The 23385-nt window shown below is 44.0% G+C and carries 22 protein-coding genes and 1 pseudogene; 10 read left to right on the top strand and 13 right to left on the bottom strand.

What is annotated here, in order from left to right; translation table 11 throughout:
* Positions 1-36: 36 nt before the first annotated feature.
* From EYS05_RS07800 to EYS05_RS07790, 3 genes are all read right to left on the bottom strand, one after another.
* The gene (locus EYS05_RS07800; protein WP_158293321.1) at positions 37-987 is read right to left on the bottom strand and encodes a TPM domain-containing protein; all 951 of its coding nucleotides are present in this window, start codon (positions 985-987) and stop codon (positions 37-39) included.
* A 56-nt stretch (positions 988-1043) separates the two neighbouring features.
* Positions 1044-1610 carry a LemA family protein gene (locus tag EYS05_RS07795; RefSeq protein ID WP_138276945.1) on the bottom strand — a complete coding sequence of 189 codons (567 nt, stop codon included), beginning with the start codon at positions 1608-1610 and terminating at the stop codon, positions 1044-1046.
* Positions 1611-1726: 116 nt separating this feature from the next.
* Complete coding sequence (locus tag EYS05_RS07790; protein ID WP_138276944.1) at positions 1727-2671, bottom strand: ketopantoate reductase family protein; 945 nt, start codon at positions 2669-2671, stop codon at positions 1727-1729.
* A 285-nt stretch (positions 2672-2956) separates the two neighbouring features.
* Between EYS05_RS07790 and EYS05_RS07785 the strand changes: the two genes are divergently transcribed.
* Together EYS05_RS07785 and EYS05_RS07780 are read left to right on the top strand one after the other, a co-directional pair.
* Positions 2957-4045, top strand: coding sequence for a pyridoxal phosphate-dependent aminotransferase (locus EYS05_RS07785; protein WP_138276943.1), 1089 nt, complete (start codon positions 2957-2959; stop codon positions 4043-4045).
* A 131-nt stretch (positions 4046-4176) separates the two neighbouring features.
* Positions 4177-5151, top strand: a complete 975-nt coding sequence (locus EYS05_RS07780; RefSeq protein ID WP_158293320.1) for an acyltransferase family protein — start codon at positions 4177-4179, stop codon at positions 5149-5151.
* A gap of 162 nt (positions 5152-5313) precedes the next feature.
* Here the strand turns inward: EYS05_RS07780 and EYS05_RS17800 are convergent, their stop codons facing one another.
* A complete protein-coding gene (locus EYS05_RS17800; protein ID WP_255639164.1) occupies positions 5314-5442 on the bottom strand; it encodes a hypothetical protein in 129 nt (42 codons plus the stop codon).
* Between the two features lie 199 nt (positions 5443-5641).
* Between EYS05_RS17800 and EYS05_RS07775 the strand changes: the two are divergent.
* Positions 5642-5845: pseudogene (locus tag EYS05_RS07775) on the top strand (3-deoxy-7-phosphoheptulonate synthase); the annotation flags it as partial.
* Positions 5846-5952: 107 nt separating this feature from the next.
* On the opposite strand, the gene EYS05_RS07770 reads toward EYS05_RS07775, so the two are convergent.
* The 8 genes from EYS05_RS07770 to EYS05_RS07735 all read right to left on the bottom strand — a co-directional run bounded on the left by EYS05_RS07770 (position 5953) and on the right by EYS05_RS07735 (position 15095).
* Positions 5953-7125: a DVU_1553 family AMP-dependent CoA ligase gene (locus EYS05_RS07770; RefSeq protein WP_118515209.1), complete on the bottom strand. Its 1173-nt coding sequence runs from the start codon at positions 7123-7125 to the stop codon at positions 5953-5955.
* Positions 7126-7145: 20 nt separating this feature from the next.
* Complete coding sequence (trsS, locus tag EYS05_RS07765; RefSeq protein WP_118515211.1) at positions 7146-8471, bottom strand: radical SAM (seleno)protein TrsS; 1326 nt, start codon at positions 8469-8471, stop codon at positions 7146-7148.
* On the bottom strand, positions 8468-8899 hold the full coding sequence (locus tag EYS05_RS07760; protein ID WP_118515213.1) for a DVU_1555 family C-GCAxxG-C-C protein: 432 nt from the start codon (positions 8897-8899) through the stop codon (positions 8468-8470). Before EYS05_RS07760 ends, trsS begins: the two co-directional genes overlap by 4 nt.
* Positions 8900-8902: 3 nt before the next feature.
* Positions 8903-9436: a class I SAM-dependent methyltransferase gene (locus EYS05_RS07755; protein ID WP_118515215.1), complete on the bottom strand. Its 534-nt coding sequence runs from the start codon at positions 9434-9436 to the stop codon at positions 8903-8905.
* Positions 9437-9658 (bottom strand): DVU_1557 family redox protein, encoded by a 222-nt coding sequence (locus EYS05_RS07750; RefSeq protein WP_019160623.1) that lies wholly within the window; start codon positions 9656-9658, stop codon positions 9437-9439.
* Positions 9658-11952, bottom strand: coding sequence for a pyridine nucleotide-disulfide oxidoreductase/dicluster-binding protein (locus EYS05_RS07745; RefSeq protein ID WP_138276941.1), 2295 nt, complete (start codon positions 11950-11952; stop codon positions 9658-9660). Before EYS05_RS07745 ends, EYS05_RS07750 begins: the two co-directional genes overlap by 1 nt.
* An 83-nt stretch (positions 11953-12035) precedes the next feature.
* A complete protein-coding gene (locus EYS05_RS07740) occupies positions 12036-14798 on the bottom strand; it encodes a molybdopterin-dependent aldehyde oxidoreductase (protein ID WP_019160621.1) in 2763 nt (920 codons plus the stop codon).
* A 36-nt stretch (positions 14799-14834) separates the two neighbouring features.
* Positions 14835-15095: a hypothetical protein gene (locus tag EYS05_RS07735; RefSeq protein WP_117676729.1), complete on the bottom strand. Its 261-nt coding sequence runs from the start codon at positions 15093-15095 to the stop codon at positions 14835-14837.
* A gap of 210 nt (positions 15096-15305) precedes the next feature.
* On the opposite strand from EYS05_RS07735, the gene EYS05_RS07730 reads away from it, so the two are divergent.
* The 4 genes from EYS05_RS07730 to EYS05_RS07715 all read left to right on the top strand — a co-directional run bounded on the left by EYS05_RS07730 (position 15306) and on the right by EYS05_RS07715 (position 19249).
* Positions 15306-16235 carry an NTP transferase domain-containing protein gene (locus tag EYS05_RS07730; protein ID WP_117676728.1) on the top strand — a complete coding sequence of 310 codons (930 nt, stop codon included), beginning with the start codon at positions 15306-15308 and terminating at the stop codon, positions 16233-16235.
* Positions 16228-17301 carry a histidine phosphatase family protein gene (locus EYS05_RS07725; RefSeq protein ID WP_138276940.1) on the top strand — a complete coding sequence of 358 codons (1074 nt, stop codon included), beginning with the start codon at positions 16228-16230 and terminating at the stop codon, positions 17299-17301. The genes EYS05_RS07730 and EYS05_RS07725 overlap by 8 nt, the downstream gene beginning before the upstream one ends.
* A gap of 65 nt (positions 17302-17366) precedes the next feature.
* On the top strand, positions 17367-18392 hold the full coding sequence (locus EYS05_RS07720; RefSeq protein WP_138276939.1) for an XdhC family protein: 1026 nt from the start codon (positions 17367-17369) through the stop codon (positions 18390-18392).
* Positions 18393-18445: 53 nt separating this feature from the next.
* Entirely contained in the window at positions 18446-19249 is an 804-nt protein-coding gene (locus EYS05_RS07715) for a TylF/MycF/NovP-related O-methyltransferase (RefSeq protein WP_227752354.1), read from the top strand.
* A gap of 90 nt (positions 19250-19339) precedes the next feature.
* On the opposite strand, the gene EYS05_RS07710 is transcribed toward EYS05_RS07715, so the two are convergent.
* Positions 19340-20464, bottom strand: coding sequence for an ABC transporter substrate-binding protein (locus EYS05_RS07710; protein WP_138276938.1), 1125 nt, complete (start codon positions 20462-20464; stop codon positions 19340-19342).
* A 169-nt stretch (positions 20465-20633) separates the two neighbouring features.
* On the opposite strand from EYS05_RS07710, the gene EYS05_RS07705 reads away from it, so the two are divergent.
* Genes EYS05_RS07705 through EYS05_RS07695 form a run of 3 tightly spaced genes read left to right on the top strand, consistent with a single transcriptional unit; the run spans position 20634 to position 23376 of the window.
* Complete coding sequence (locus EYS05_RS07705) at positions 20634-21677, top strand: FecCD family ABC transporter permease (protein WP_118515225.1); 1044 nt, start codon at positions 20634-20636, stop codon at positions 21675-21677.
* Positions 21610-22479 carry an ABC transporter ATP-binding protein gene (locus EYS05_RS07700; RefSeq protein ID WP_243119271.1) on the top strand — a complete coding sequence of 290 codons (870 nt, stop codon included), beginning with the start codon at positions 21610-21612 and terminating at the stop codon, positions 22477-22479. The genes EYS05_RS07705 and EYS05_RS07700 overlap by 68 nt, the downstream gene beginning before the upstream one ends.
* 12 nt (positions 22480-22491) lie before the next feature.
* Entirely contained in the window at positions 22492-23376 is an 885-nt protein-coding gene (locus EYS05_RS07695) for a class I SAM-dependent methyltransferase (protein WP_015542409.1), read from the top strand.
* Positions 23377-23385 lie beyond the last annotated feature (9 nt).

Genomic DNA, 23385 nt, shown 5'->3' with positions numbered 1-23385 from the left:
TCATTGTAGCAAAGTTGAGAAATTTTGTCAATAGCATCAGAAATCCCTGCCTGCACCACCACCGCCGAAGCTTCCTCCGTCTCCGGAGCTTCCGCTGTCGTAGCTGTCATAATCATCGTCTCTGTCATCGTCATTGCCGGAACTTCCACCGCTGCTTTTTCCTCCTCTTCCCAGAATCCAGCTCAGCGGAAACAGGGAATTAAAGAGCCGGTGCAGTACACTCATACGGTTAAAATTCTTTTTCCAGTAGTCTGCGGTATCCTTTCCCGACAATTTCATTATCAGGCCCTTCAGAACCAGAACCACAGTTACGATAAGAAATACAGGAAGCATCACGCACAGCAGATATGCGCCCACCATGATCAAAACGATCATCACAAGCCCCAGTGCGATCTCCCAGACAGTTCCATCATCCTCATCATCCTCATCATCGTCCACATCCGGCTGCATCTTCTCATATCTGGGAGCTGTTATCTTCTCCAGACCGTATTCCTCACGGATCTCATTTAACAGTGCATAATAAAGCTCCACGGTACCTTTTTCAAACTGATTGTCTTTATAGGAAGGAACTGCATATTCATCCAGAAGTCGTCCGGTCTTCGAATCAGGCAGCTTTCCCTCAAGGCCGTAGCCGACAGATACCCAGACTTTACGGTCCGAAACCGAAAGGACGATCAGGACACCATTATTTTTCTTCTTTGAACCAATTCCCCATTTGCGACCGGTTTCCACTGCATAATCACTGATGTCTTCCCCATCGGTGGTATCCACGGTAAGGACAACCAGCTGCGCTGTGGTATCATCATACAGCTGCTCACCAGCCTTGCAAAGCTCTTCCTTCCAAGCATCGCTGAAAATCCCTGCATAATCATTAACATAGAATTCTTTTGTGGCAGATGGGATCTCCCCGAAAACTGCCAGCGTACTTCCGGACAGCGTCAATACAAAAGCCAGCAACACAGCCATCCGTCCGATCCATTTTTTCATAGGATATTCTCCCTCTATCCGTTCTTTCATTTCATCAGAACAATGGTCTGATCTTATCACTCTGCCAGCATATCCCCTACATCCGGCGTATCTGCTGCTGAATCATCGGCCTCAAAATATGACGCCTTCTCAAAGCCAAGCATGGAACCCAATACATTCCCGGGGAATTTCACAAGCCTTGTGTTATAAGCTTTCACAGCCTCATTATAATCTTTTCTCGCTACAGAGATCCGGTTTTCGCTTCCGGACAGTTCATCCATCAGGCCCACATAAGTAGTGTCACTTTTCAGTTCCGGATAATTTTCCACTACAACCTTCAGACCGGAGAGTGCACTGTCCATCTGTTGATCTGCCTCAGATTTCTCTTCCACAGTATCCGCATTCATCAGCTGGTCCCTCGCCGCCAGAACCTTGTCAATAATCTCCGTCTCATGCTTCGTGTAACTTTTTACCGTGCTGACGAGATTCGGGATCAGATCTGCCCGTCTCTGCAGCATGGTATCCACATCAGCCTCTGCAGTTTCCACAGCTTCTTTACCTCCGGCAAGCCCGTTGTAACTGAGCATAAGTCCTCCGGCAAGGATCACGATCACTGCAATAACAGCAAAAAATACTTTCTTCATCTCTTTTCCTCCCTTCCGGTATCACAGATAACCTTTCAGCCTGCGATACAGGATTTTTTATATCCCCATTGTACCAGAGCATACGGGATTCCACCAGAAAAACTCACCTTTTTCAGTCAGAATTTTTCTGCCATTTCCATAAGTCCCTGATATATTTTTTCGGAAAGCGGAATGGAAACACCCAGTTTCTTCGCTTCTTTCACAATATAACCGCTGAAGGTTTCCAGCTCCGTCTGTTTTCTCCGGATGCGAAAATCCCTCTGCAGGGAACTGGTTGCATTATCCGCATGTACATGGCGGAATTTATGGATCACCGCATTGATATGCTCATCCGTCAGCGCAACACCCTTTGCCCGACCTACACTGGCAGCTTCCCATACAAGCTTCTCATATTGCTGCGCTTTCACCGGATCTCTGCGGAGCTCCCCGATCGTGTTATCATAAAAAGCAGTCATCACATTAAAGGCACAGTTGAGGATGTACTTTCTCCATATCTCCACCTCGATATCCCCCTGATCCTTATAGTCAATATCCGCACCTTTCAGGATCTCTGCCACTTCTGTAACTTTCTTCTGCTGCCGTTCATCCGCATCTTTGATTCCAATACAAAGCCACGTAAACGTATCCTGCTGGGCAATGGAAAAATCCTCATTGGCAAAAGCCACCGTATAGATCAGCGAATCCACAACAGTTCCCTTACCAACCAGACGGCGGATGTTTTCTCCCGGGTCCACACCATTCATCACCGGAATGATCACTGTGTCATCCGTGACCATGTCCCGGATACTTTCGCACACCTCAGCCAGTGAATAGTTTTTTACACAGATAAAAATATAATCCTGCTGTCCCATATCTTGAATTGGTACTACCCGCTCTGGCTCTGCCACGATCTCACCCTTATAATCACTGTGGAGCACCAGGCCTTTTTTCCGGATGCTCTCTGCTCTGGCGCCACGTGCAACCATCGTCACATGCGGATACGCCTTCGCCAGCAACCCTGCTATGTAACCACCAACACCACCAATTCCGATCACTGCGATTTTTTTCTCTTCTATATTCATATTTTCTGTTTCCTTTCCTGCTGTTTTCCCCTGAGAACTTACCCTCCCCGGAAAAAATGTGGATATTCACGATCCACATTGGCAAACAGCATGGATATTCGCAATCCATATTCGCTATCTGCTCATTGTATCAAATATTCCCATACATTTCCAGAAAGCAATTTTCAGTGACATCCTGTTCGAAAAAATACAGAAACTTTTTATCCCATCTTTTTTTGTCCCGGATTCTGGTGTATACTGGATATAAATTTTTTACGAAAAAAATAAAAATGTGAGGTGACAAAAATGGATACCAAACCCGTTTTTCACGGAAGTGATATAGAAAAGATCTGCAGCTACTACAATCTGAAAAAAGAAAACATCGTCAAATTCGGTGCAAATGTCAATCCTCTGGGCCTTTCCCAAAAAGCCGGCAGAGCCATTGCAGAACACGTGGATATTCTTTCCTCCTACCCGGACAGAGAATACACATCCCTTCGGAATACGATTTCCAGCTACTGCAATATTCCCGCTGATTTCATTCTTCCGGGAAACGGCTCCAGCGAATTGATCTCCCTTCTGATCCAGGAGCGTGCCCCGAAGCACACTCTGATCCTTGGGCCTACCTATTCTGAATACTCCAGAGAGCTTTCTTTCTCCGGAAGTACCCAGGAATACTACCACCTTCAGGAAAGCAATGATTTCGAGCCGGACATTCCGGATCTCTGCCGGAAGCTGGAGCAGGGCTATGATTTTCTCATTCTCTGCAACCCCAACAATCCAACTTCCTCCGCCATCACCCAGGAAGAGCTTCGCAGACTCATCGGTTTCTGTGCAGAAAAAAATATCTTCGTGATGATCGACGAAACCTATGCAGAATTTGCCCCGGATATCAACGCCATCACCGCAGTTCCGCTGACTCGGGAATTCACCAATCTCATGGTACTCCGCGGCGTATCCAAATTCTTCGCTGCTCCCGGAATGCGCCTGGGCTACGGCATCACCGGAAACATGGAATTTCTTGCAAAAATGCGCGAAAAACAGACACCATGGTCACTTAACAGCCTTGGTGCCTTTGCAGGAGAGATCATGCTGCAGGATGAAGATTATATTAAAGAAACCAGAAATCTGATCCTTTCCGAACGTGACCGGATGATCCGGGAGCTGAAGGATACAGACACCTACAAAATCTATCCCGCCTATGCAAACTTTATCCTGCTCAGGATCCTAAAAAACGGACTGACCTCCTATGACGTATTTGAAGCCTGCATCAGACAAGGCATGATGATCCGTGACTGTTCTTCCTTCCAGTGCCTGGACGGGGAATTTGTGCGATTCTGTATTATGATGCCGGAGGATAATTCACGGCTTGTTAAAGTGCTGAAATCACTGTAGTCCTCAAAGTTTTTCTGTATAACCTGCGTATACAAACGGGGCAACACCCCAAAAACACCTCAAGGAGAATTTATTTTATGGACTTTTTCATTCTGGCAGCAATCCTTCTGCTGCTCATTCCATCCAGGCCTGTGGAATTCAATCCGGAATATATCTCGATGAAACAGACCAACATCATCCGCGGATTTTTTCTGCTGCTGGTATTCATGATCCACTTCTGCCAGTACATCCAGATGAACGGCCCCACAGACCGGATCTTCCAGTTCTGGCGCACCCACTCCGGCCAGCTGGTAGTCACCCTGTTCCTGCTTTATTCCGGATACGGTGTCTTCGTCTCCATCATGAAAAAAGGCACGCCCTACGTCCGCCGCATCCCAGTTCACCGAGTGCTGCGGACACTGGTGCATTTTGATCTGGCCGTACTGCTTTATCTGGCAGCCTATTCTTTCATGGGAAGAACCTTTTCCATGCAAAAAATTTTCCTGGCACTGCTGGGCTGGGAAAGCCTCGGCAACAGCAACTGGTACATTTTTGTCATGTTGATCCTGTACCTCATCACCTGGTTCGCATTCCGGATCTTAAAAAACAGCCCTATACCCTCTCTGCTTTTCATCACAGTTCTGACCGTGATAAGCATGTACATCCTGTCCCTCCACAAAACCGACTACTGGTACAACACCATGCTCTGCTACCCCGCCGGCATGTGGTACGGATTCTTTAAGGAAAAAATTGATGTAAAATTAAAGACCACAAAGAATTACATCCTTGCAGCCCTTATACTCCTGGCCCTGCTCCTCGTAGTTTACAAAACCCGCCAGCAGATCTGTATGTATGCCATCGGCGCTGTTGTATTCACACTGGTGGTTGTGATGTTCACCATGAAAATGCAGCTTGGAAATTCACTCCTGGAATTCACCGGAAAGCATCTGTTCGGATTGTATATTATGCAGAGACTGCCTATGGCCCTGCTGCAGCATACCGCCATTGAAGCAAATGCTTATGTTTATGCCGTGGTCTGTTTTCTGCTTATGTATTTGGTGGGGATTGGGTTTAGCTGGGTTTGCGAGATGGTGGATGAGAAAGTACTGGGGAAGATTTTTTCATAGACTTTGTAGGTTGCAGAGCCAGAAAGCTCTGTAACTGTCAGAATATTTTTGTTTGGTGCTGTCAGCTCTAAAGAGAAAACGCATACCGCTAAATCAGAATGAATGTACCGCCGATTTCAGAATAGGCGTACCGTTCAAGCAGAATTTGCAGCTGATCAATCCTTATAATTTGCCTTTTATTTCAACCACAACTTTTCCATGTGCTCCCAATGCTCCATATGGACCAAAACATACAACGACTTTTTTTCCGGGTTTAATATAAAACTGAAAGTCTGAATACTTCATTTTCATAACATAAGAATACCCCTGGCCGGAAAGTTTTTTCGAATATGCTGTTGCTATATTTTTCTTTACATTACTTTTTTTCCAGACGCAACATCTTGAACCGCCAACTTCTTTCCGTCTTTAAGACGATATGTTAAGCCATATTCTCTGCTTTCTCCAACTCCCCCTGCATACCACTCAGAGGCAAATCTAAAGCTTATGTAGCCGAATTGTCTCAGAAGTACTTCACAGTCGTAATTATAATCCGGAACTTAAAAAGCTGGTGAAGGGTGTTATGATTGAAAGCTATCTTCTGGAGGGCCGTCAGGATATCAGTGATCATATGACTCCTGGCTGTTCCATCACAGATCCTTGCCTCGGATGGGAAGATACAGAACGGCTGATTTATGATATTGCTGAGAAATGCTGATTTTTATGGATAATACAAATGTGAACAAATAACTATTCATAAAACAATAAACAGAACGAAATCCGGCTGACAGTCTGTGGATTTCGTTCTGTTTTCTAATAGTTTCTCTATAAAATAATACGTTTCGCAGGATACAATGCCCTATCGCTCCATTCTGCTTTTCTGCAGTCCAAAGAAATAATATTTTTCTCTGCACAGACATTTCTGATCAGTTCTTCTCCGTTGTCTGATGTAAAAAGTGCTGTGATTTCTTTCGTCTCTCCAACACTCCTTACACAGCAATCTACCAGTTCCGGAATCTGAAACAGTAATTCATCCATTTCTCTCATACTTTTTGACTGGTCGATGCGCCTTACAAAATCCAGACGCTTTATCTCACTTCCACAGATACATTTTCCGGGGATAATACGTGTATGGTCGCCGGTCCTGTATCTGATCAAAGGCTGTGCCTCCATCCCAATGGTTGTGATCACCAGTTCTCCCCATTGACCGTCAGGCAGAACATTTCCCTCTTTATCTATGATCTCTATGATACAGTGATTCTCTCGCATGTGCATGCCCTCATGAGCCTGACAGCAGATCGCGCCCCCAAGTCCCATCTCTCTGGAACCATAATGAGGCCAGAGAGGTGTTCCCAGAATTTTTTCTATTTCTTTCATTACTGTTTCCGAATAGGCATCCCCTGATATCAGTGCTCTCTTTATACTTCCTTTTCCACACATTCTAAGCATGGAAAGCAGTGCTGTCGGCATACCTACATAAGTGTCCGACTGTTCCTCTTCCAGAATTGTTTTTAACTCACCATAGGTTTTATTGTTCCCGGTTAAAAGGGGGTGTGCACCTATACGTCTGATTGCCTCTGCGATCAGCTCTCCCAGTCCAAAAGGACCGGAAAACGGCATAGCAACCATAGTCCGGCTTCCCGGATAAATAAACTCACCAAGTCCGGCCATAAAAAGTTCTATGGTATGTTCACAATCTCCTTCTGTATAAAATACACGTTTACCTGCACCGGTTGTTCCACTTGTCTGTTCTGAAATGATCCTCTGTATTTCTCCCTGGGAGCACAGTAACATCCTGCCCCCTTTCTGAGCAAGGTCGGATTCCGTTGTAAAGGGAAGGTTTTTCAGATCAGCAAGGCTTTCCAGCCTTTCTGGCAGATCTCTGTAAAACCCCTGCCTTTCTTTTTCTTTTTTCAAAACAGCATTCAGTTTATCCAGCTGTATTTTGTTTATTGCTTCCCTTGTAATATCTGTAATTTCTTCCTGCTTACAGATCATTGCATCTATATTGGATCGTTTCACTTTCTGTATAAATAGGTTCCTTTCAGATTAGTCAGATTATATGCACAGAACGGCACCATTCCATAATCAGGATCCACTTCACAGATATAACAGCGTTTCAGACGGTCAAGATCCAGATTCCAGGCATCCTGAAAGATCATGCCTGATACTGCAAAGGTTTCATTATGTATCCGGATCAGAAACTCATCCAACGCATCTGTCTGTGTCATTTCTCCTTCATCATAGTTTTTTGTACTGTAGCTCCACTGATTTTCCACATACTGTCTGGAATCATCACTGGTAGTACAGCAGCATCCTTTTCCTGATTTTTTTTCAAGAAGCTTCAGTTCCCGCTCCCCTTTTCTCAGATAACTTGCATGGAAGGAGCAGTAGGGATTCTCTGCTCCGCCGCCTGCAAAATCCTCAATTTTCATCAGTCCCTCTGTCTGTTCTTCCATAAGTCTCAGCATCTTTGGTATGGTGATGGGATTTGTGGGGCGCTTCTGGGAACATCTGCCAAAATAACTGATAGGCTGAAAATGTACGCCACGGACAAAGGGCATATGATTCAGACCAAATTTCAGGATATCCCCTATCTGCATATCATTTACTCCCGGCGCTATGACCGGCACAAGAGCAATACCAAGCTCTGCTTCTGAACAGTTTAAGATCGCCTTTTTCTTCAGTTCCATCATAGCCTGCCCACGCAAAGTCTCATAAACCTGATCTGTCACACCGTCAAACTGAAGAAATACTGTATTCAGTCCTGCTTTTTTCAGCTTTCTGGCATATCCATCCTCCCTGGCAAGCCGGATCCCATTGGTATTTAACTGAAAAAATGTAAATCCTTTTTTTCTTCCCATATGTATGATCTCAGGCAGATCATCTCTCATGGTTGGCTCTCCTCCTGAGAGCTGTATATTAAAAGGACCTCCGTGAGCCATCAGAAAATCATACTGTTTTTCTATTTCACTGATAGGAATATCTCCGTTTTCCCCGCCTTCTCCTGCTGAAGCAAAGCAGACAGGGCAATGCATATTACAGCGTTTTGTGACTTCCAGGATCATACAGCACCCTTTTCTTTCATGTTCCTCACAGAGTCCGCAATTATCCGGACAGGATTTTTCTTTAACCTTCGGATTTACAGGAGTTTCCGCTGAGAGATTTTCTCTTCCCCAGGAAAGATAATCTGTTACATTTCCCTCCCAGATCAGAGTCTGAAATTTCCCATGCGCATTACATTCTTTTACCAGATAAATCCCGTCTTCACCAATACACTTTTTGGCAGGAACTACCTTCATACATTCCGGACAGACACTTTTTGTTTTGCCAATGGTGATCAAAGCTCCAGCACCTCCCGTTCTGTCAGTATTTCCATAACTTTTGTATAAGTATCTGCAATAAGTCCGGGACATTTCTCCATAATTATGCCCCAGTCCAGATGAGTGATATCCTTACAGTAAAAAGCTCCAAATTCTTCTTCTGTCTTTTGGCGGAACCACTGATATAATTCCTGTACAGCCGGCTTCATCTGTGTATCTTCCTTCTCTTCAGGAGCCAGATTGCCGAGAAAATATCCGATGGCACAGGCACTTCCTGTCAAACACCCACAGGTATCTCCACAGTAACCAATTCCTCCTCCAAGGCCTCCCATTGCCTTTACAAGCTGTGGATTTTCCTCTCCTATGGTTTCCAGAGTCATGATCATAATGATCTGTGAACAATGATATCCCATGCTGCCTAATTCCATTATTCTTTCGTAAAGATCCATACATTACTCCTTTCTGCCAACCACCATGGTATAGCCTATTTTTCTGCCTTTATATTCATTCTGCAAAAGCTTATGATCCTCGCAGCAGAATGAATCATTCCAGATTGCTTCCAGATAATATTCTCTCCAGAGAGCAGTCTGATCCTCCTGACAGAGAATCGTAAACCCTGTTTCTTTCACAATTTCCAAAAGATTGCCCGGATCCAGATCTGACAGTAAAAGAAATCCTCCCTTTTTCAGTACACGCCAGCATTCAGAAACTGCCTTTTTCTGATCTCTGCTGACAAAAAATGCACACTGGCTGATACAGAGATCCATACTGTCAGCTGCATACTGAAGGTTCAGAAAATCTCCCCTCTGCACCTCACTGCTTCGCGGAGCAAGATCCACCCCCTGCACATTCAGACCAAATGCTTTCATGATCCGCACTGTCTCTCCCTCTCCTGCTCCCAGATCCAGAGCTTTCATTCCTTTTTTCAGTTCTATGCTTTTCAGAAGATGAAGTGTCTGCTCTTCCCCTCCGGGATGTCTGTTCATCTATTTATCCTCCAGTGCACGTTCCACTGCCAGAACCTTTCCAAGAGCCAGCTCCTCCGGAACATAGACAAAGCCACATTTGGGACAGACCGGCATCTCAACAGGAAAACCGTTCTCCAGATACATAAATTTTGCTTTTCCTTTTACAAGAGGAACCTTGCATTTCATGCAGGTCAGCTTTCCCTCAGGATCAATGGTATAATATGTTCTCTCTGCTGCCATTACTGTCCCACCCTTTTCATAATATTCATTCTGTGACTGTATGCTCTGCGTACCAGATACCCTTCTTCAGTTTCCACAAATCGCACCCAGAATGTCACATTTCCAAGTCTGCTCCTTGTCACCAGTTCTTTTGTCTCTTCATCAAAAATCGCTTCCTGGTTTTCTCTGTAATCTGATAATACACGCTCCACATCACTTTTCAGTATCATGCGTTCATCCATCATACTGATAGCATCTTCTGTATATGCAACGGTATAATCTTTTTTCTCCATCATCAGTTCCTCATTCCATATATTTTTTAAAAGCTTCTCTTTTAGCACAAGCCGGTTGTAGCGTTTTTCACTGATATCCGGCATATTGACGGCATTTGTGCCATACAGAAGTTCAAGGATATGTCTGGATTCCCTGCCTTCCCTGACAAATCGGTCCCTGCATGCCATGCAGTACGTTATATATGGGGCATCGGATCGTTCCAGACACTTTTCTGTCATTTTATCTGCCATCTCTTTATTAGCGTAGGAAGTCAGTCCGCCGTATCCGCAACAGGGAGACAGATCTCTGGAATATTCTGTGTTTACAACAGTGCACCCCATATCTGCAAGAAGCTCTCTTATTATGTCCTGTGTCCGCGCATCACCCCTGGCTCCGCAGGCATCATGTATTGCAACAGGTATCTCCAGCCCTTTTGCCTGTGCGGGAAGTCCGATTTCCTTTAAGATCTCCCAGATTCCTGTGACTCTGACACCAAGACTCTCTTTTAACTGTTTCATACAGCTTGGACAGCCTGCTATGATCATGGGATCTCCCAGCTTTGCAAGCTCCTGCTTCAGCTGTTCATTTACCTTTTCTGTCATTTCATAGCGTCCTGCCCATTCACTGATAGCACCACAGCATCCCAGCATCAGAGCAACACCGCCCTCTGTCCTCCTGCAAAGATCCTCATATGCCTCTGTGACAACATCCGGCGCTATGGCTCCTGCCTGACATCCCGGAAAAAATACATATCTGCAGGTTTCATATCCCGGCTGAGGTCTGCATAAGAAAGCCTCCGAATTGGAGAACAGCATATCCATCAGTGCAAATTCATGAGGTGCCAGAGGCATCTTGTCTGTAGATACCATATTTTCTCTTGCAGATTTGCAGACCTGGCTCATATCAAACCCATTTGGACAGGTTACAGTGCACTGTCCGCAGAGCGAACAGGAATTCATCGGTTTATTCATCTGGTGATCTCCCATAATGATCTGGGTATTATTATAAATCTCACGTGCAAGAAGACCAGGGTGCTTTTTATATTCACTTAAATAGACACAGCTTTTCATACACTCATCACAGTGGCACTGAATGCATCGCTTTGCTTCCTCCATAGCTTCTTCTTTTGAATATCCATCTATGCTGCAGGGAATCTTTTTGGAACCTTTCATCCCTTCCATATTTGTATAGAGCCTGGTAGTAACTGCTCCTTCACTGCCTCTGTTGCTGTGGGGCGAAAGATTCTGTACAAGGAGATCTACAGTCAGGGCAGCTCTCTTTGCAGCAAAAGCCGCATCCATCACAGACTGGGCCAGACCGCTGACAATTCCCGCCTGTTCTCTCAGCATGATCTCTGCATCTGCTGTTTCTTCAGGAGCCAGCTTTTTGGCCACCTCCTCTGAAGCACAGACCACATCTGCCTCCTTCATTTTCTCTCTGATAAACGGAAGGTCAAGACTGCATCCGAATTCAAAGGAAAGATCCATGGAACTGAGACGTTTTGCTTCATTCCTACAATCTGATTCCGAAAGCTTTGGTGCTGCTGCTGCAATATAGGCTTCATAATCTTTCTCCTGACAGTAAATGGTTGCAGGATACATCTTCTTTTCCAGCTCCCCTGCAAGAAACAGCGGGAATAATCCTGAGCCAAAAATCACAGCCTTTTTTTTCTTTCTGATACGAAATACACTGCTCCGTTTTCCAGGTTCCCCATATCGGACAATGGCACGCTCTACTTCACGTATGGATATGCCATCACCCAGCTCACAAAGCCTGCATTTCTCCTCACAGGGTGCAGTACAGCCGCTACAGAGGATCATGGGAAATGGTGTGATCTTCTCATAGATCCCCAGAGCTTTCTTAAAATTTCCTTTTGCAGCATAAAACAGCATTTCTTTTGTATCTGCTTTGAAAGGACAGGCTGCAACACAGTACGCCGGCTGTTCATGAACACAGAGGCTGATCATATGATCCATCTCTTCCTTTGACATTCGATTTACGTGATAAACATGAGTGGAACCTCTCTCCTGTATATATGTCATAACCCGATACTCCTTTCATTTCCAAAGGGGAGACAGTCTCCCGTCTCCCCTTATTATATCATATGATAAAATTATACTGAGAATTATTTCTCAAGTTCCTTTAATGCTGCAAGAACCTTTTCCGGACGGGCAGGAACACGTGTGATACGTGCGCCTGTAGCATTGTAGATTGCATTCAGGATCGCAGGATGAGGAGCATCCAGCGGAGCCTCACCACAGCCGGCAGCACCGTAAGGACCGCTTGGGCGATATGTTTCATTGAAATGAAGTTCAATATCATCCGGCGCATCATTTGGATACGGAATACCACAGTTCTTCAGAGAAGTATCATGGTTCAGATCCTCGAAATCTTCTGTAAGAGCAAGACCGATACCCTGTACAAGACCACCGTAGAAGTTGCCTTCTACAAGAAGTCTGTTCATGATCGTACCTACGTCAGCCACACAGGTGAATTTTTCAACTTTAACTTTACCTGTTTCTGTATTAACAGCAACTTCCGGAAGGAAGATCGTGTACATGTAGGTTGCAAACGGATCACCCTGTGCTGTATCCTGATCGATCGGATGATCTGCACAGAAGGTTGTCACCCAGTTACCTTCATATTTTGTTGCAAGACCTTCAGCCACCATCTCATCATAAGTACGGAAGGTTCCGTCTTCTTTCTTCATAGCTGCCACAAGGTTTTCTGCTGCCAGACGACATGCATTACCTGACATAACCTGTGAACGTGATCCACCTGCAGGACCTGCATTAGGACATGTCTTGGTGTCATTCATAACAAGTTTGATCTGTTCCGGTCTGATTCCTGCCTGACGAAGTGTTTCATGAGATGATACAAGAACACCCATATCAGCGCCCTGTCCGTGATCTTCCCATGCAGCATACATTGTAACTGTTCCATCCGGATTCAGCTCTGCGAATGCGTTTGATGTATCAACACCGTCAAGGCCACAGCCATATACACCGAGAGATACACCGATGCCATATTTGATCTTGCCATCAGAAGCTGCATTCTTTTCAGCCACACGTTTCTTAGCTGCTTCATACAGTGGACGTGCTGTCTTGAACAGATCTTCTTCACAGTATACTTCAGGCGGATAACCTGTAGGGATCGTACTGCCTTCGGATTCTTTGTAACAGTTCATTTCACGGATATCGAACGGGTCGATTCCCATCTTTGCTGCCAGAACATCTATCGCGATCTCAGATCCCATGTAAGACTGCGGAGAACCGTAAGCACGGAATGCGGAACCCCATGCGTGGTTTGTAAATACTGTTGTAGATTTATTGCGAATAGAATTGATTCCATAACCTGCACCTGTAAACTGGGAAAGTCTCATTGTAAGCAGGTCACCGAATTCTGAGTATGGACCATGATCCACATAGTTATTGCCCCAGAGTGCAAGAAGCTTACCGTTTTCATCTGCTGCAAGCTTGATATTCATAAATGCAGGAGATCTCTTTCCTGTATATGTAATATTCTGGAACTGATTAAATACCAGAGATACTGGACGTTCAAGAATCTTAACAGCAGCACCGATCAAAGCCTCATTTGTAGGAGAGAACTTATAACCAAAGGTTCCTCCTGCATGGTTCTGAACAATTCGTAAGTTCTCCATTGGCACACCGATACCATCAGCGATCATAGGCATATGCAGATGGATACCAATGGATTTGGAATGAACAGTTATCATACCGTCTTCGTCAATATAACCATAACCGCAGTCCGGCTCAAGATGAAGATGAGGCTGACGTGAACAGTAAGATTCTATCTCAACCTGCTGTGAATCCGGAATGCTGTCCCAGTCAAAATCAGGACCCTTGATACAGTTTGTCTCAAAGAATGCGTTCGGAGTACCGGGATGAATCTCCGCTGCATCCGGTGCGATGGCATCCATTGCATTCATGTATGCAGGAAGCTCTTCAATCTCAACTTTAACTGCTTCTGCTGCTGCCCGTGCATGCTCTTCTGTATCAGCAGCTACAATGGCAATCGCATCACCAAACTGGAAGATTTTTTCATCGCAGAGTACAGGACGTTCGAATCCGTCTGTTTTGTTGTGTTTTGGAAGCATTACAAGACCATTGATCTTATTGGTTCCGCCTGCTGCCTTAATATCTTTTGCTGTGATAACACGGACAACACCAGGCATGCTCTCTGCTTCTGTTGTGTCAATGCTGAGGATATTTGCATGAGAAACCTTTGCCTGTGTAAGAGCAAGACGAAGTGTTCCTGATGGCATCTTTAACGCATCATCTGCACCAAAGTCCCAGGTACCTGTTACCTTCTGTGCTGCTGACGGACGGATATAATTTGTTCCAACAATAGAATCCCCTGTCTGTTTGAACACAAGGTCTTCCTTTGTCATCTCACCGCGCATAACTGCTGCTGCTGCCATAGTAGCATCAATCAGCGGCTTATAACCTGTACAACGGCAGAGATTACGCTGTTTATTAAACCAGTCTCTTACCTCCTCACGGGTAGGACTTGGATTATTATCCAGAAGTACTTTTGCGGAAATAATAAATCCCGGTGAACAGAAACCGCACTGTGCACATCCATATGCCATCCACGCAACTTGGATCGGGTGCATATCAGAAATTGTTCCCACACCTTCAATGGTTGTGATCTCTGCATGATCGGGAACACGACTCATCTTATAGATACAGGATCTTGTAACTTTTCCGTTCATAATAACATTACAGGCTCCACAGTGACCTTCACCGCAGCCGATCTTACATCCTGTAAGAAGAAGGTGATTACGGAGTACCTGCGCCAGTGTCTCATCCTTATCAAGAATAAGTATTCTCTCAACACCATTAATCTTCAATGTCTTTTTAATCATGTCCCATTCCTCCTTTTAAAAATATTCGTTTCCATCTTACTGATCTTCAGGCTTATGCGTTCCGCACGGATCATGGTCAGCTCCTCTGCCTGTCAGATCTTTCAGTCTCTCTATTCCTCTGGCGGAATAGAAAACAATGGAAGAACTGCTTCCGTCCAGATTCTCACCGCTGAGCTTTAAAACATTTGCATTCTCATAATAATCGATGGGAAGCGTCCGGCTGTATACAACCCCTGTACGCTCATCTTTTACCTGTACAGTAACTTCTTTTGCGGTAATCTCAAAAATCTTATCCATAAAAAAGTTCTCCTGTCCACGTTATTTTATATATCCATACTACCATGATTTTGCACAATTATACAAATTACAAATAATTAATAGTTGGCTATTTTATATATTCCAGACAATTTTATTTTGTTGTATTTAAAATTTTAACTATTTTTATTCTTTTATATGTTATAATAATATCAAATTTGTATAATGTCATTGAAAGAAGGAGGTATCTGAATGCAGACAGGCGCCCTCATCGTGGCTGCGGGGAAATCATCACGAATGGGAGACTTTAAACCCATGCTTCAGCTTGGCTCCATTTCCATCGCACAGCGCGTGATCAATAATTTCCGGCAGGCCGGAATCTCCAAAGTAGTAGTGGTAACCGGATATCATGCAGATGTTCTGGAATGCCACCTGGCTTCCAATAATGTAGTCTTTCTTCGAAATGAGAACTATGCAAACACTCATATGTTTGATTCTGTCAGGATCGGACTTGAGTATCTGAAAGACAAAGTGGATACGGTACTCTTTACACCTGTTGATGTTCCGCTGTTCACAGCCCAGACAGTCACGCAAATGCTCTCTCTGGGGCGTCCCCTTGTAACTCCGGTCTGTAATGGCAATCCCGGTCATCCCATTCTGATTCGTTCCACACTGATTGATTCCATTCTAAGTGATGACGGAAAATCAGGACTTAAAGGTGCTGTGGATAATTGCGGGGAACCCATGTATTATCTTAATGTAGAGGATCCCGGTATTATTCATGATGCTGATACACCAGAGGATTACGATGAACTCCTCCGCATACACAACCAGAGCCTAATCCGTTCTGAAATCCATATTCAGCTAGCCCGGGAAAAAGTTTTTTTTGATGAAAAGCTCTATTCGCTGCTTACACTGATCCATGAAACAGGATCTGTCCGTGATGCCTGTGAGCGCATGCACATTTCCTATTCTACCAGCTGGAACCTGATCCATACCCTGGAATCACAGCTTCATGAACCTCTGATCATCAGAAGCCAGGGCGGTACAAGGGGAAGCCATAGCGAACTGACACCATACGGCGAAGAATTTCTGAAACGATATGCCCGTTTTTCAGAAGAAACACGTTCCTGTTCAAAAAAAATATTTGAAGAATGTTTCGGAGGATTTTTAAATGCGTAGCCTTTATCTGGTCCGGCATGGAAAACCACAGTATCCGGATGAACATTCTTACTGTGTGGGACAGACAGATTTCTCTCTATCCATGCTTGGACACTTGCAGGCAGTCCTTCTTAATGAAGAATTGTCCGATAAAATATCAAGGATATACTGCAGTCCTTTGTTAAGAGCTGTTGAGACAGCAGGCCATATGGCACCTGAGCTTCCACATATAATTGTTTCTGATCTGTCAGAACGAAATCTGGGAGAATGGGATGGCCTTTCTTTTGATAAAATACGCCAGAGATGGCCGGACATTTATAAAGCCCGTGAAAATAACCCTGATCATCCGATCCCGGGAGCAGAAACTCCTGCTGCATCTGGTTTTCGCTTTTCGCAGGCAGTTCATAAGATTCTTTGCGCTTCTAAAGGTGATATTGCAGTGGTAGCTCATACAGATGTAATCTCTTCTTATATATATGCATTACATTCCGGTATGTACAGCAGGCAGCGGTTTCGTCTTCCCTGTGGCTCTTACTATCATCTGGAAGTGAATGAAAGAAATAATATTTCTTTCTCTGATCCCAGTTATATACTGCCTCATCCTGAATTAAATGACGGGCTATGCTTCAGGCTTCGCAATGCGGTTTCTCTGCCCCGTCATGTACAGGCTCACAGTGATGCTGTTACTGAACTTGCCTGTTGTTTATGCAATATGTTGGAATCCAATGGTTATATCTTTGATCAGAAGCTTGTTCGCTCCGGTGCACTTCTGCATGATATTGCCAGACTTCAGAGGCATCACACCAAAACAGGCGGTGAACTTTTCTTACAGTTAGGTTATCCTGAGATCAGCCAGATTATTTCACAGCACCATGGTCTGCTGGAAACCAAGCTGGATGAAGCAGCTATTGTATTTCTGGCTGATAAACTGATTCAGGAAACACAACGTGTAACCATAGAAAAAAGATTTGCCGACAGCATGAGTAAATGCAAAAGTCCGGAAGCTTGCAAAGCTCATGAGCAGCAGTTAGAACAAGCCCGCAAACTGCAGGACATGATACAGTCGCTCTGCCATATCACGCTTTAGTCCAGGCAGACATACACAACTGGAGCAAAAAAATCACTTAATTTAGTTAGGAGGTATTTTATTATATGAGAACATTATTTCAGACAATAAAACAACAATTCCTAGAGGAAAACGATCTTGTACTTGTTTCCGTTACAGCATCCTCAGGGTCTACACCAAGAGGTGCCGGTTCCCGCATGCTGGTCGGAAAAAGCGGCAGAATTTCCGGAACCATCGGAGGTGGAGCTGTAGAATATCGTGCTGAATGTATGGCATTGGATATTCTTGAAAAAAAGGAATCCTGCCAGCATGAATTCCGGCTGAATCATAAAGATGTTGAAAATATTGGTATGATCTGTGGTGGTGATGTTACGGCCTTTTTCCAGTATCTTGATCATAACGATCCGATTATTATGGAAATCACGGAAACTGCGGAAAAATTCTATGAAGAGCGAAAAGATTTCTGGCTGATCTGCGATCTTCTCACCACCTCCGGTGTGAGCCTCTACAGTCCTGCATGCGGTCTCATCGGAACTGCCAATGTTCCTTCTTCTGTATTATCTTCTTTATCTGCAAAGCCACACCGATATCATAGTGAAGATTATGATCTGTTTTCTGAACAGATTGGAACCTCAGGAACTGTCTATGTATTCGGCGGCGGACATGTCTCACAAAAGCTTGTCCCAATCCTTGCAAGCGTTGATTTTCGCTGTGTTGTCCTGGATGACCGGCCGGAATTTACAGATCCTGCTCTTTTCCCGGGAGCAGTTGAAACAATACTTTGTGATTTCAACCATCTAAAGCAGTATGTTTCTATCACAGCTGCTGATTATTGCTGCGTCATGACACGCGGACATTCCTATGATACCATTGTACAGGCACAGCTTCTTGCTACACCTGCATGCTATATAGGCGTTATTGGAAGCCGCGCAAAAAAAGCTGCTGTATTTCGCCGTCTGATTGAAGAATACAACATTAATGAACAAGATTTAAACCGTATCATCTCACCTATAGGACTGGAGATCAAAGCAGAAACACCGGCTGAAATCGCCATTTCCATCACAGGACAGATAATCCAGGTTCGTGCTGACAGAAAGGCTACATCAAAATGATGGCAAAATCCGTATATAAAGCTGTAATATTTGGTGCCGGACAAATTGGACAAATGACAGCAAGACTTCTCAACAGTCCCTGTCAGCTCCTGTGCTTTGCTGATAATGACCCCCATAAACACGGATCCTATATTGGGAATATTCCAGTCTGTTCTCCGGATGCTGCAGTAGCACTTCTCCCGGATCTGGTCATCCTGGGAGTTCTGGATGAAGAACGGCGTAATTCTATGATAAAACAGATGGAAAACCTGGGTTATCACGGACCTTTTCGTGATCCCTCCGTCCTTCGCATGTTTGACGCACGGGTTGCTGTTATGCGTCTTTTATCTGAGCAGATCTATCAATTGGATATTCCGGGAAATGTTGCAGAACTGGGTGTTTTCCGAGGTGAATTTTCTTCCCTGATCAGTGCAGCCTTTCCAGACCGAAAAATCCATCTTTTTGATACTTTTGAGGGCTTTTCAGAAAAGGATATCACAATAGAAGCCTCCGGTAATCTGTCCCGCGCCAAAACAGGTGATTTTTCTTCTACTGATATTGACTCTGTTCTTCATGTTATGCCAGATCCTACACGTACTGTGATCCACAAAGGATGGTTTCCAGATACCTTTTCCGATGTTAGAGATGAAACTTTTTGTTTTGTATCTCTGGACGCGGATCTTTATGCTCCAACTGCTGCTGCACTTCCTCTGTTCTATGAACGCCTGGCCACCGGAGGAGTTCTCTTGGTTCACGATGTGTACAGTACACAGTTTTCCGGATGCCGAAAAGCGGTTGGGGAATTCTGTCTGAAAAACCATCTGTTTGCAGATCCTGTATGCGATCTGCATGGAAGCGCAATAATCCGAAAATTATAAAAAGAAACGCCGGAACCGGTATTTACCGGAACCAGCGTTTCTTTTTCGTTTATTTATTGTATAGCCCTTTTTCACGTCCATGCCTAACCTTTATAAAGTTCCTTTCAGAACATTTTCCAACTGTTCATCGGACAGATCAACATGATAAAAAAGATCGAAAAATTTATGTATTTCTTCATTGATATCACATTTAATATATTCCGGATAAATCAATGCTGAGAACCATCGCATACCGATCAGACGATTTGGTCCTGCCGGACGATCCACCCAGCTAAACGGTGCATTCGGAGTTCCATAAACCTTTTGGTCCTGTACTGCTTTTAATGAAGCATAATCAGGATTGCTCAGGATATCTTCTGCTGCAGAACTTCCGCTTTTATCTGCCTTTGGTTCACCATTTACAACAATCACATCCGGATCCCATGCAAGAAGCTGTTCTGCTGAAATCTGAACACGAGATCCATCTCCCAATTCCAGATCTGCAACATTGACTGCATTGATGACATCAAAAATCTGTGCATGCTGGGATCCCCTGGGTGCAGTTTCCAGTGAATCCTCTCCATTACCGAAGTATACACTGACTTTCTTTTCTTCTGGAATATCTGAAAGTGCATTAATATCAGTAAATACCTGCTCCGCATACTGGGCAAGCTCTTCTGCATGATCTTCTACACCAAGAAGTTCGCCCATAAAACGAAAAGCTTCCGCAGAATTATTAAGCTCGTTGTCTACTGCAACAACCGGAATTCCAAGGCTTTCTGATAACGCATCGCAATCAGAAACCATTGCATCATTAATCTTTCCACTATTAATAGCAATTGTAGGATTGGCAGCAATTACTGCTTCATAATTGACAGCATCACCCATTCCAAAATTAGGAAGATCCTGATATTTGTCCAGAATAATAGATTTCTCAACATCATTCAGTTCATAATTCCACCCAAGAAGCTTATCCGGTGCAACCATATACAGAAAAATTGCAGCTACAGGACCCGCTGAAAAAACAGATTCAATATTTTCTGCTGTTGGGACAGTTACTTTTCTTCCTGCCATGTCTGTGATCTCACGGGTTTCAGCAGTTTCCTGCGTGGCATCCTGCTCCGCACTCTGCGTCGGCTCTTCAGTAGCAGCTTTCGTCTCAGAATATCCTGTTAAAAGACTGACTGACATCACCAGACATATAAACAGAGCCAAAAGTTGTCTGTGCTTTTTCATAGACTCTCTCCTTTCTTTTCTCCGCATTACTCATAATTGACGCTTATTGAAATTGACTATACAATTTTTAAGTATTATAATATATATGCGAATAGTTTTTAAAAACAATTCGGTTTTTCTGAGTATAACACCGTAAATTTGATTAGTCAAGTTACAAGGATGAAGGATTATGAATCTGACAGATAATGAAAAAAATGCCGCCGCTGCCCGACAAAGACGATATGTTCTGCTGTTGGCGGTTATGCTGGTACTTTTGTTTATCATTATAGTACTCTCATTCTGGGTGGGATATTATCCGCTTACACCAGTGCAGGTACTAAATGCATTTTTATCAAAATTTGGTTTTAAAGGAGATATTTTACCCCAGGCAGTTACCATATTCTGGAATATCCGTCTGCCCCGTATTCTGTCTGCTTTATTTATTGGTGCTTCCCTCTCGGTAGCAGGTGCAACCTATCAGGGAATGTTTCGCAATCCACTGGTATCTCCGGATATCCTTGGAGTTTCTTCCGGTGCAAGTCTCGGAGCTGCTTTTGCAATTTTAAACGGAGCTTCCAACTGGATGATTCAGCTTTCTGCTTTTGCAGGTGGTGTGGCCGCAGTAGCCGCATCCTATCTTATCAGCCGAAAATCCGCACATTCCCAGACCCTCAGTCTTGTTCTGACCGGAACTATGATCATGTCACTCTGCAATGCCGGTGTCACAATGATCAAATATGTGGCAGACCCCAATGATGTTCTCCAGCAAATTACTTTCTGGCTTATGGGCAGCTTAACCAAAACCACAACCAAATCCTTTTGCTGGAGTGTTCTTCCAATGATCATTGGATTAAGTCTGATTTTTATTTTTCGATGGCAGATCAATCTGCTGACTTTGGATGAAGAAGAAGCCAAAAGTTTAGGAATCAATGTGCGTAAATATCGTCTGATTTTTATAGTCGCTTCCACATTACTCAGCGCCGCTGCAGTCTGTCTTGGAGGATTGATCGGATGGGTCGGGCTGATGATCCCCCATCTGGCACGTGCACTGGTTGGTGTTGATTACAGAAGGCTGATACCTGCAAGTGCGATCCTTGGCGGCGGATACCTGATACTTGTTGATGATATTTCCCGTTCCCTTTTGTCCATGGAACTTCCACTTGGCGTTGTCACAAGTATCATGGGCGCCCCCTTCTTTATCTATCTTATCATCAAACGAAAGGAGCGCGCGTAATTATATGCTTCTGGAAATTGAAAATGTTTTTGGCGGTTACGGCAATGGTGATATTTTAAAGGGTATCAGCTGCAGCGCAGACTATGGTGATGTGCTTTGTCTGCTTGGCCCTAATGGTTGCGGAAAGACCACTCTGTTCCGCATGATATTAGGTTCCCTTCCTGTTTCTAATGGAAAAATAAAGATAGCCGGAAAAAATATTAGTGACTTTACAACCAAAACACTGGCAAATATGATTGCATATATTCCCCAATATCATTCCCCTGTATTTGCCTATACAGTTCTTGATATGGTAATTATGGGGCGTGCTTCTCATTTCTCCGCATTTGAAACCCCAAAAGAGCCTGATCAGGAAGCAGCTTTTGCTGCCTTGGAGAAAGTAAATGCCCTGCCTCTTGCCAACAGGAAATATACTTCCTTAAGCGGAGGACAAAGGCAATTGGTTTTAATTGCCCGTGCAATCTGTCAGTCTGCAAAAATCTTCATCATGGACGAGCCAGCCGCCAATCTGGATTATGCCAATCATCAGCTTCTCATGGAAGTAATTTCAGGGCTGGCCAATCAGGGCTATTGCATTATTATGTCAACACATAGTCCTGAGCATCCCTTTTCCGTGGGAAACAAAGTTCTTCTCATGAAATCCGGAAAGGTTATGGGATTCGGCTCTCCCAAAGAAATCATTACATCTGAAACCTTACAATCTGTTTACGATATTGAAATGGATGTGATAACTACACACGACCGCTATGGCCGTGAACGAACTATCTGTTTACCGGTAAATAGCTCACCAAAAGCATTTTAGGAGAAATGATACATGGACTCTATATTGGATTATTTTATTTCTCTGCAGGAATCTGAGCCTGCAGAATTACCTGAGCGGGCTATAGAAAGATGGAATAAACGTGCAGACTTTTGGGAAGACGCACGCAAAAAGAAAGAAAAAGGTGATGAACGTGTCATCAGCGCAATAAACTACCTGGATTCCAAAGGACTTCTTGAAAAAAATTATGATGTCGCAGATATTGGATGCGGTCCCGGACGGTTTGCTGCTGCATTTGCCAAATATGTACACAAAGTAGTGGGGCTGGATATTTCTGATAAAATGGTTAAACACGGAATGGAACATATCCAAAATGAAGGCTTAAATAACGCTATACTCTATACATGTAATTTTCAGACATTAGATATTGATAAATCGGGGTATACGCATGCATTTGATTTGGTATTCAGTTCCATGACACCTGCAATCCACAATATGGACGGACTGATAAAATCTATGGAAATGAGCAGGGCATGGTGCTGTAATATCACGCATCTTGACAGACGAAATTCACTCAGGGAACAGATCTTACAGGAAGTATTTGGCAAACAAACAGCACCCCAATGGAATGGGCGATGGTTTTTCTCTCTTTTCAATATATTATTTCTGCTTGGATATAATCCTGAAACAAGCTATGAAAAACTCCATCGTGAAACCTGGGTAACTCCGGATGAACAATATATTGATTCCCTCATGGAGCACATGCTTCCTTCTGAAGAATATACACAGGAAAACGCAAATAAAATCATGCAATGGATTCAATCTCACTTAAACAAAGATGGGCAGATCAAGGAAATAACTGATTCCACTTATGGAAGAATTCTCTGGGATGTTCGAAACAAAACAATACGACCTGACTATAGAACTATTATAAAATGAAATGGGACT

Origin of the sequence: Blautia sp. SC05B48, from assembly GCF_005848555.1 — a bacterium.
Taxonomy (GTDB): Bacteria; Bacillota; Clostridia; order Lachnospirales; family Lachnospiraceae; genus Blautia_A.
The sequence above is the reverse complement of the archived record's forward strand: the minus strand, read 5'-3'. Positions and strand labels throughout refer to the sequence as shown.

Bases quoted from the DNA above. Each gene is read 5' to 3' on its own strand.
- EYS05_RS07800 (WP_158293321.1), bottom strand. From the start codon at position 987: ATGAAAAAATGGATCGGACGGATGGCTGTGTTGCTGGCTTTTGTATTG.
- EYS05_RS07795 (WP_138276945.1), bottom strand. From the start codon at position 1,610: ATGAAGAAAGTATTTTTTGCTGTTATTGCAGTGATCGTGATCCTTGCC.
- EYS05_RS07790 (WP_138276944.1), bottom strand. From the start codon at position 2,671: ATGAATATAGAAGAGAAAAAAATCGCAGTGATCGGAATTGGTGGTGTT.
- EYS05_RS07785 (WP_138276943.1), top strand. From the start codon at position 2,957: ATGGATACCAAACCCGTTTTTCACGGAAGTGATATAGAAAAGATCTGC.
- EYS05_RS17800 (WP_255639164.1), bottom strand. From the start codon at position 5,442: ATGAAAATGAAGTATTCAGACTTTCAGTTTTATATTAAACCCGGAAAA.
- EYS05_RS07770 (WP_118515209.1), bottom strand. From the start codon at position 7,125: ATGATCTGTAAGCAGGAAGAAATTACAGATATTACAAGGGAAGCAATA.
- EYS05_RS07760 (WP_118515213.1), bottom strand. From the start codon at position 8,899: ATGGATCTTTACGAAAGAATAATGGAATTAGGCAGCATGGGATATCAT.
- EYS05_RS07755 (WP_118515215.1), bottom strand. From the start codon at position 9,436: ATGAACAGACATCCCGGAGGGGAAGAGCAGACACTTCATCTTCTGAAA.
- EYS05_RS07750 (WP_019160623.1), bottom strand. From the start codon at position 9,658: ATGGCAGCAGAGAGAACATATTATACCATTGATCCTGAGGGAAAGCTG.
- EYS05_RS07745 (WP_138276941.1), bottom strand. From the start codon at position 11,952: ATGACATATATACAGGAGAGAGGTTCCACTCATGTTTATCACGTAAAT.
- EYS05_RS07740 (WP_019160621.1), bottom strand. From the start codon at position 14,798: ATGATTAAAAAGACATTGAAGATTAATGGTGTTGAGAGAATACTTATT.
- EYS05_RS07735 (WP_117676729.1), bottom strand. From the start codon at position 15,095: ATGGATAAGATTTTTGAGATTACCGCAAAAGAAGTTACTGTACAGGTA.
- EYS05_RS07730 (WP_117676728.1), top strand. From the start codon at position 15,306: ATGCAGACAGGCGCCCTCATCGTGGCTGCGGGGAAATCATCACGAATG.
- EYS05_RS07725 (WP_138276940.1), top strand. From the start codon at position 16,228: ATGCGTAGCCTTTATCTGGTCCGGCATGGAAAACCACAGTATCCGGAT.
- EYS05_RS07720 (WP_138276939.1), top strand. From the start codon at position 17,367: ATGAGAACATTATTTCAGACAATAAAACAACAATTCCTAGAGGAAAAC.
- EYS05_RS07715 (WP_227752354.1), top strand. From the start codon at position 18,446: ATGACAGCAAGACTTCTCAACAGTCCCTGTCAGCTCCTGTGCTTTGCT.
- EYS05_RS07710 (WP_138276938.1), bottom strand. From the start codon at position 20,464: ATGAAAAAGCACAGACAACTTTTGGCTCTGTTTATATGTCTGGTGATG.
- EYS05_RS07705 (WP_118515225.1), top strand. From the start codon at position 20,634: ATGAATCTGACAGATAATGAAAAAAATGCCGCCGCTGCCCGACAAAGA.
- EYS05_RS07695 (WP_015542409.1), top strand. From the start codon at position 22,492: ATGGACTCTATATTGGATTATTTTATTTCTCTGCAGGAATCTGAGCCT.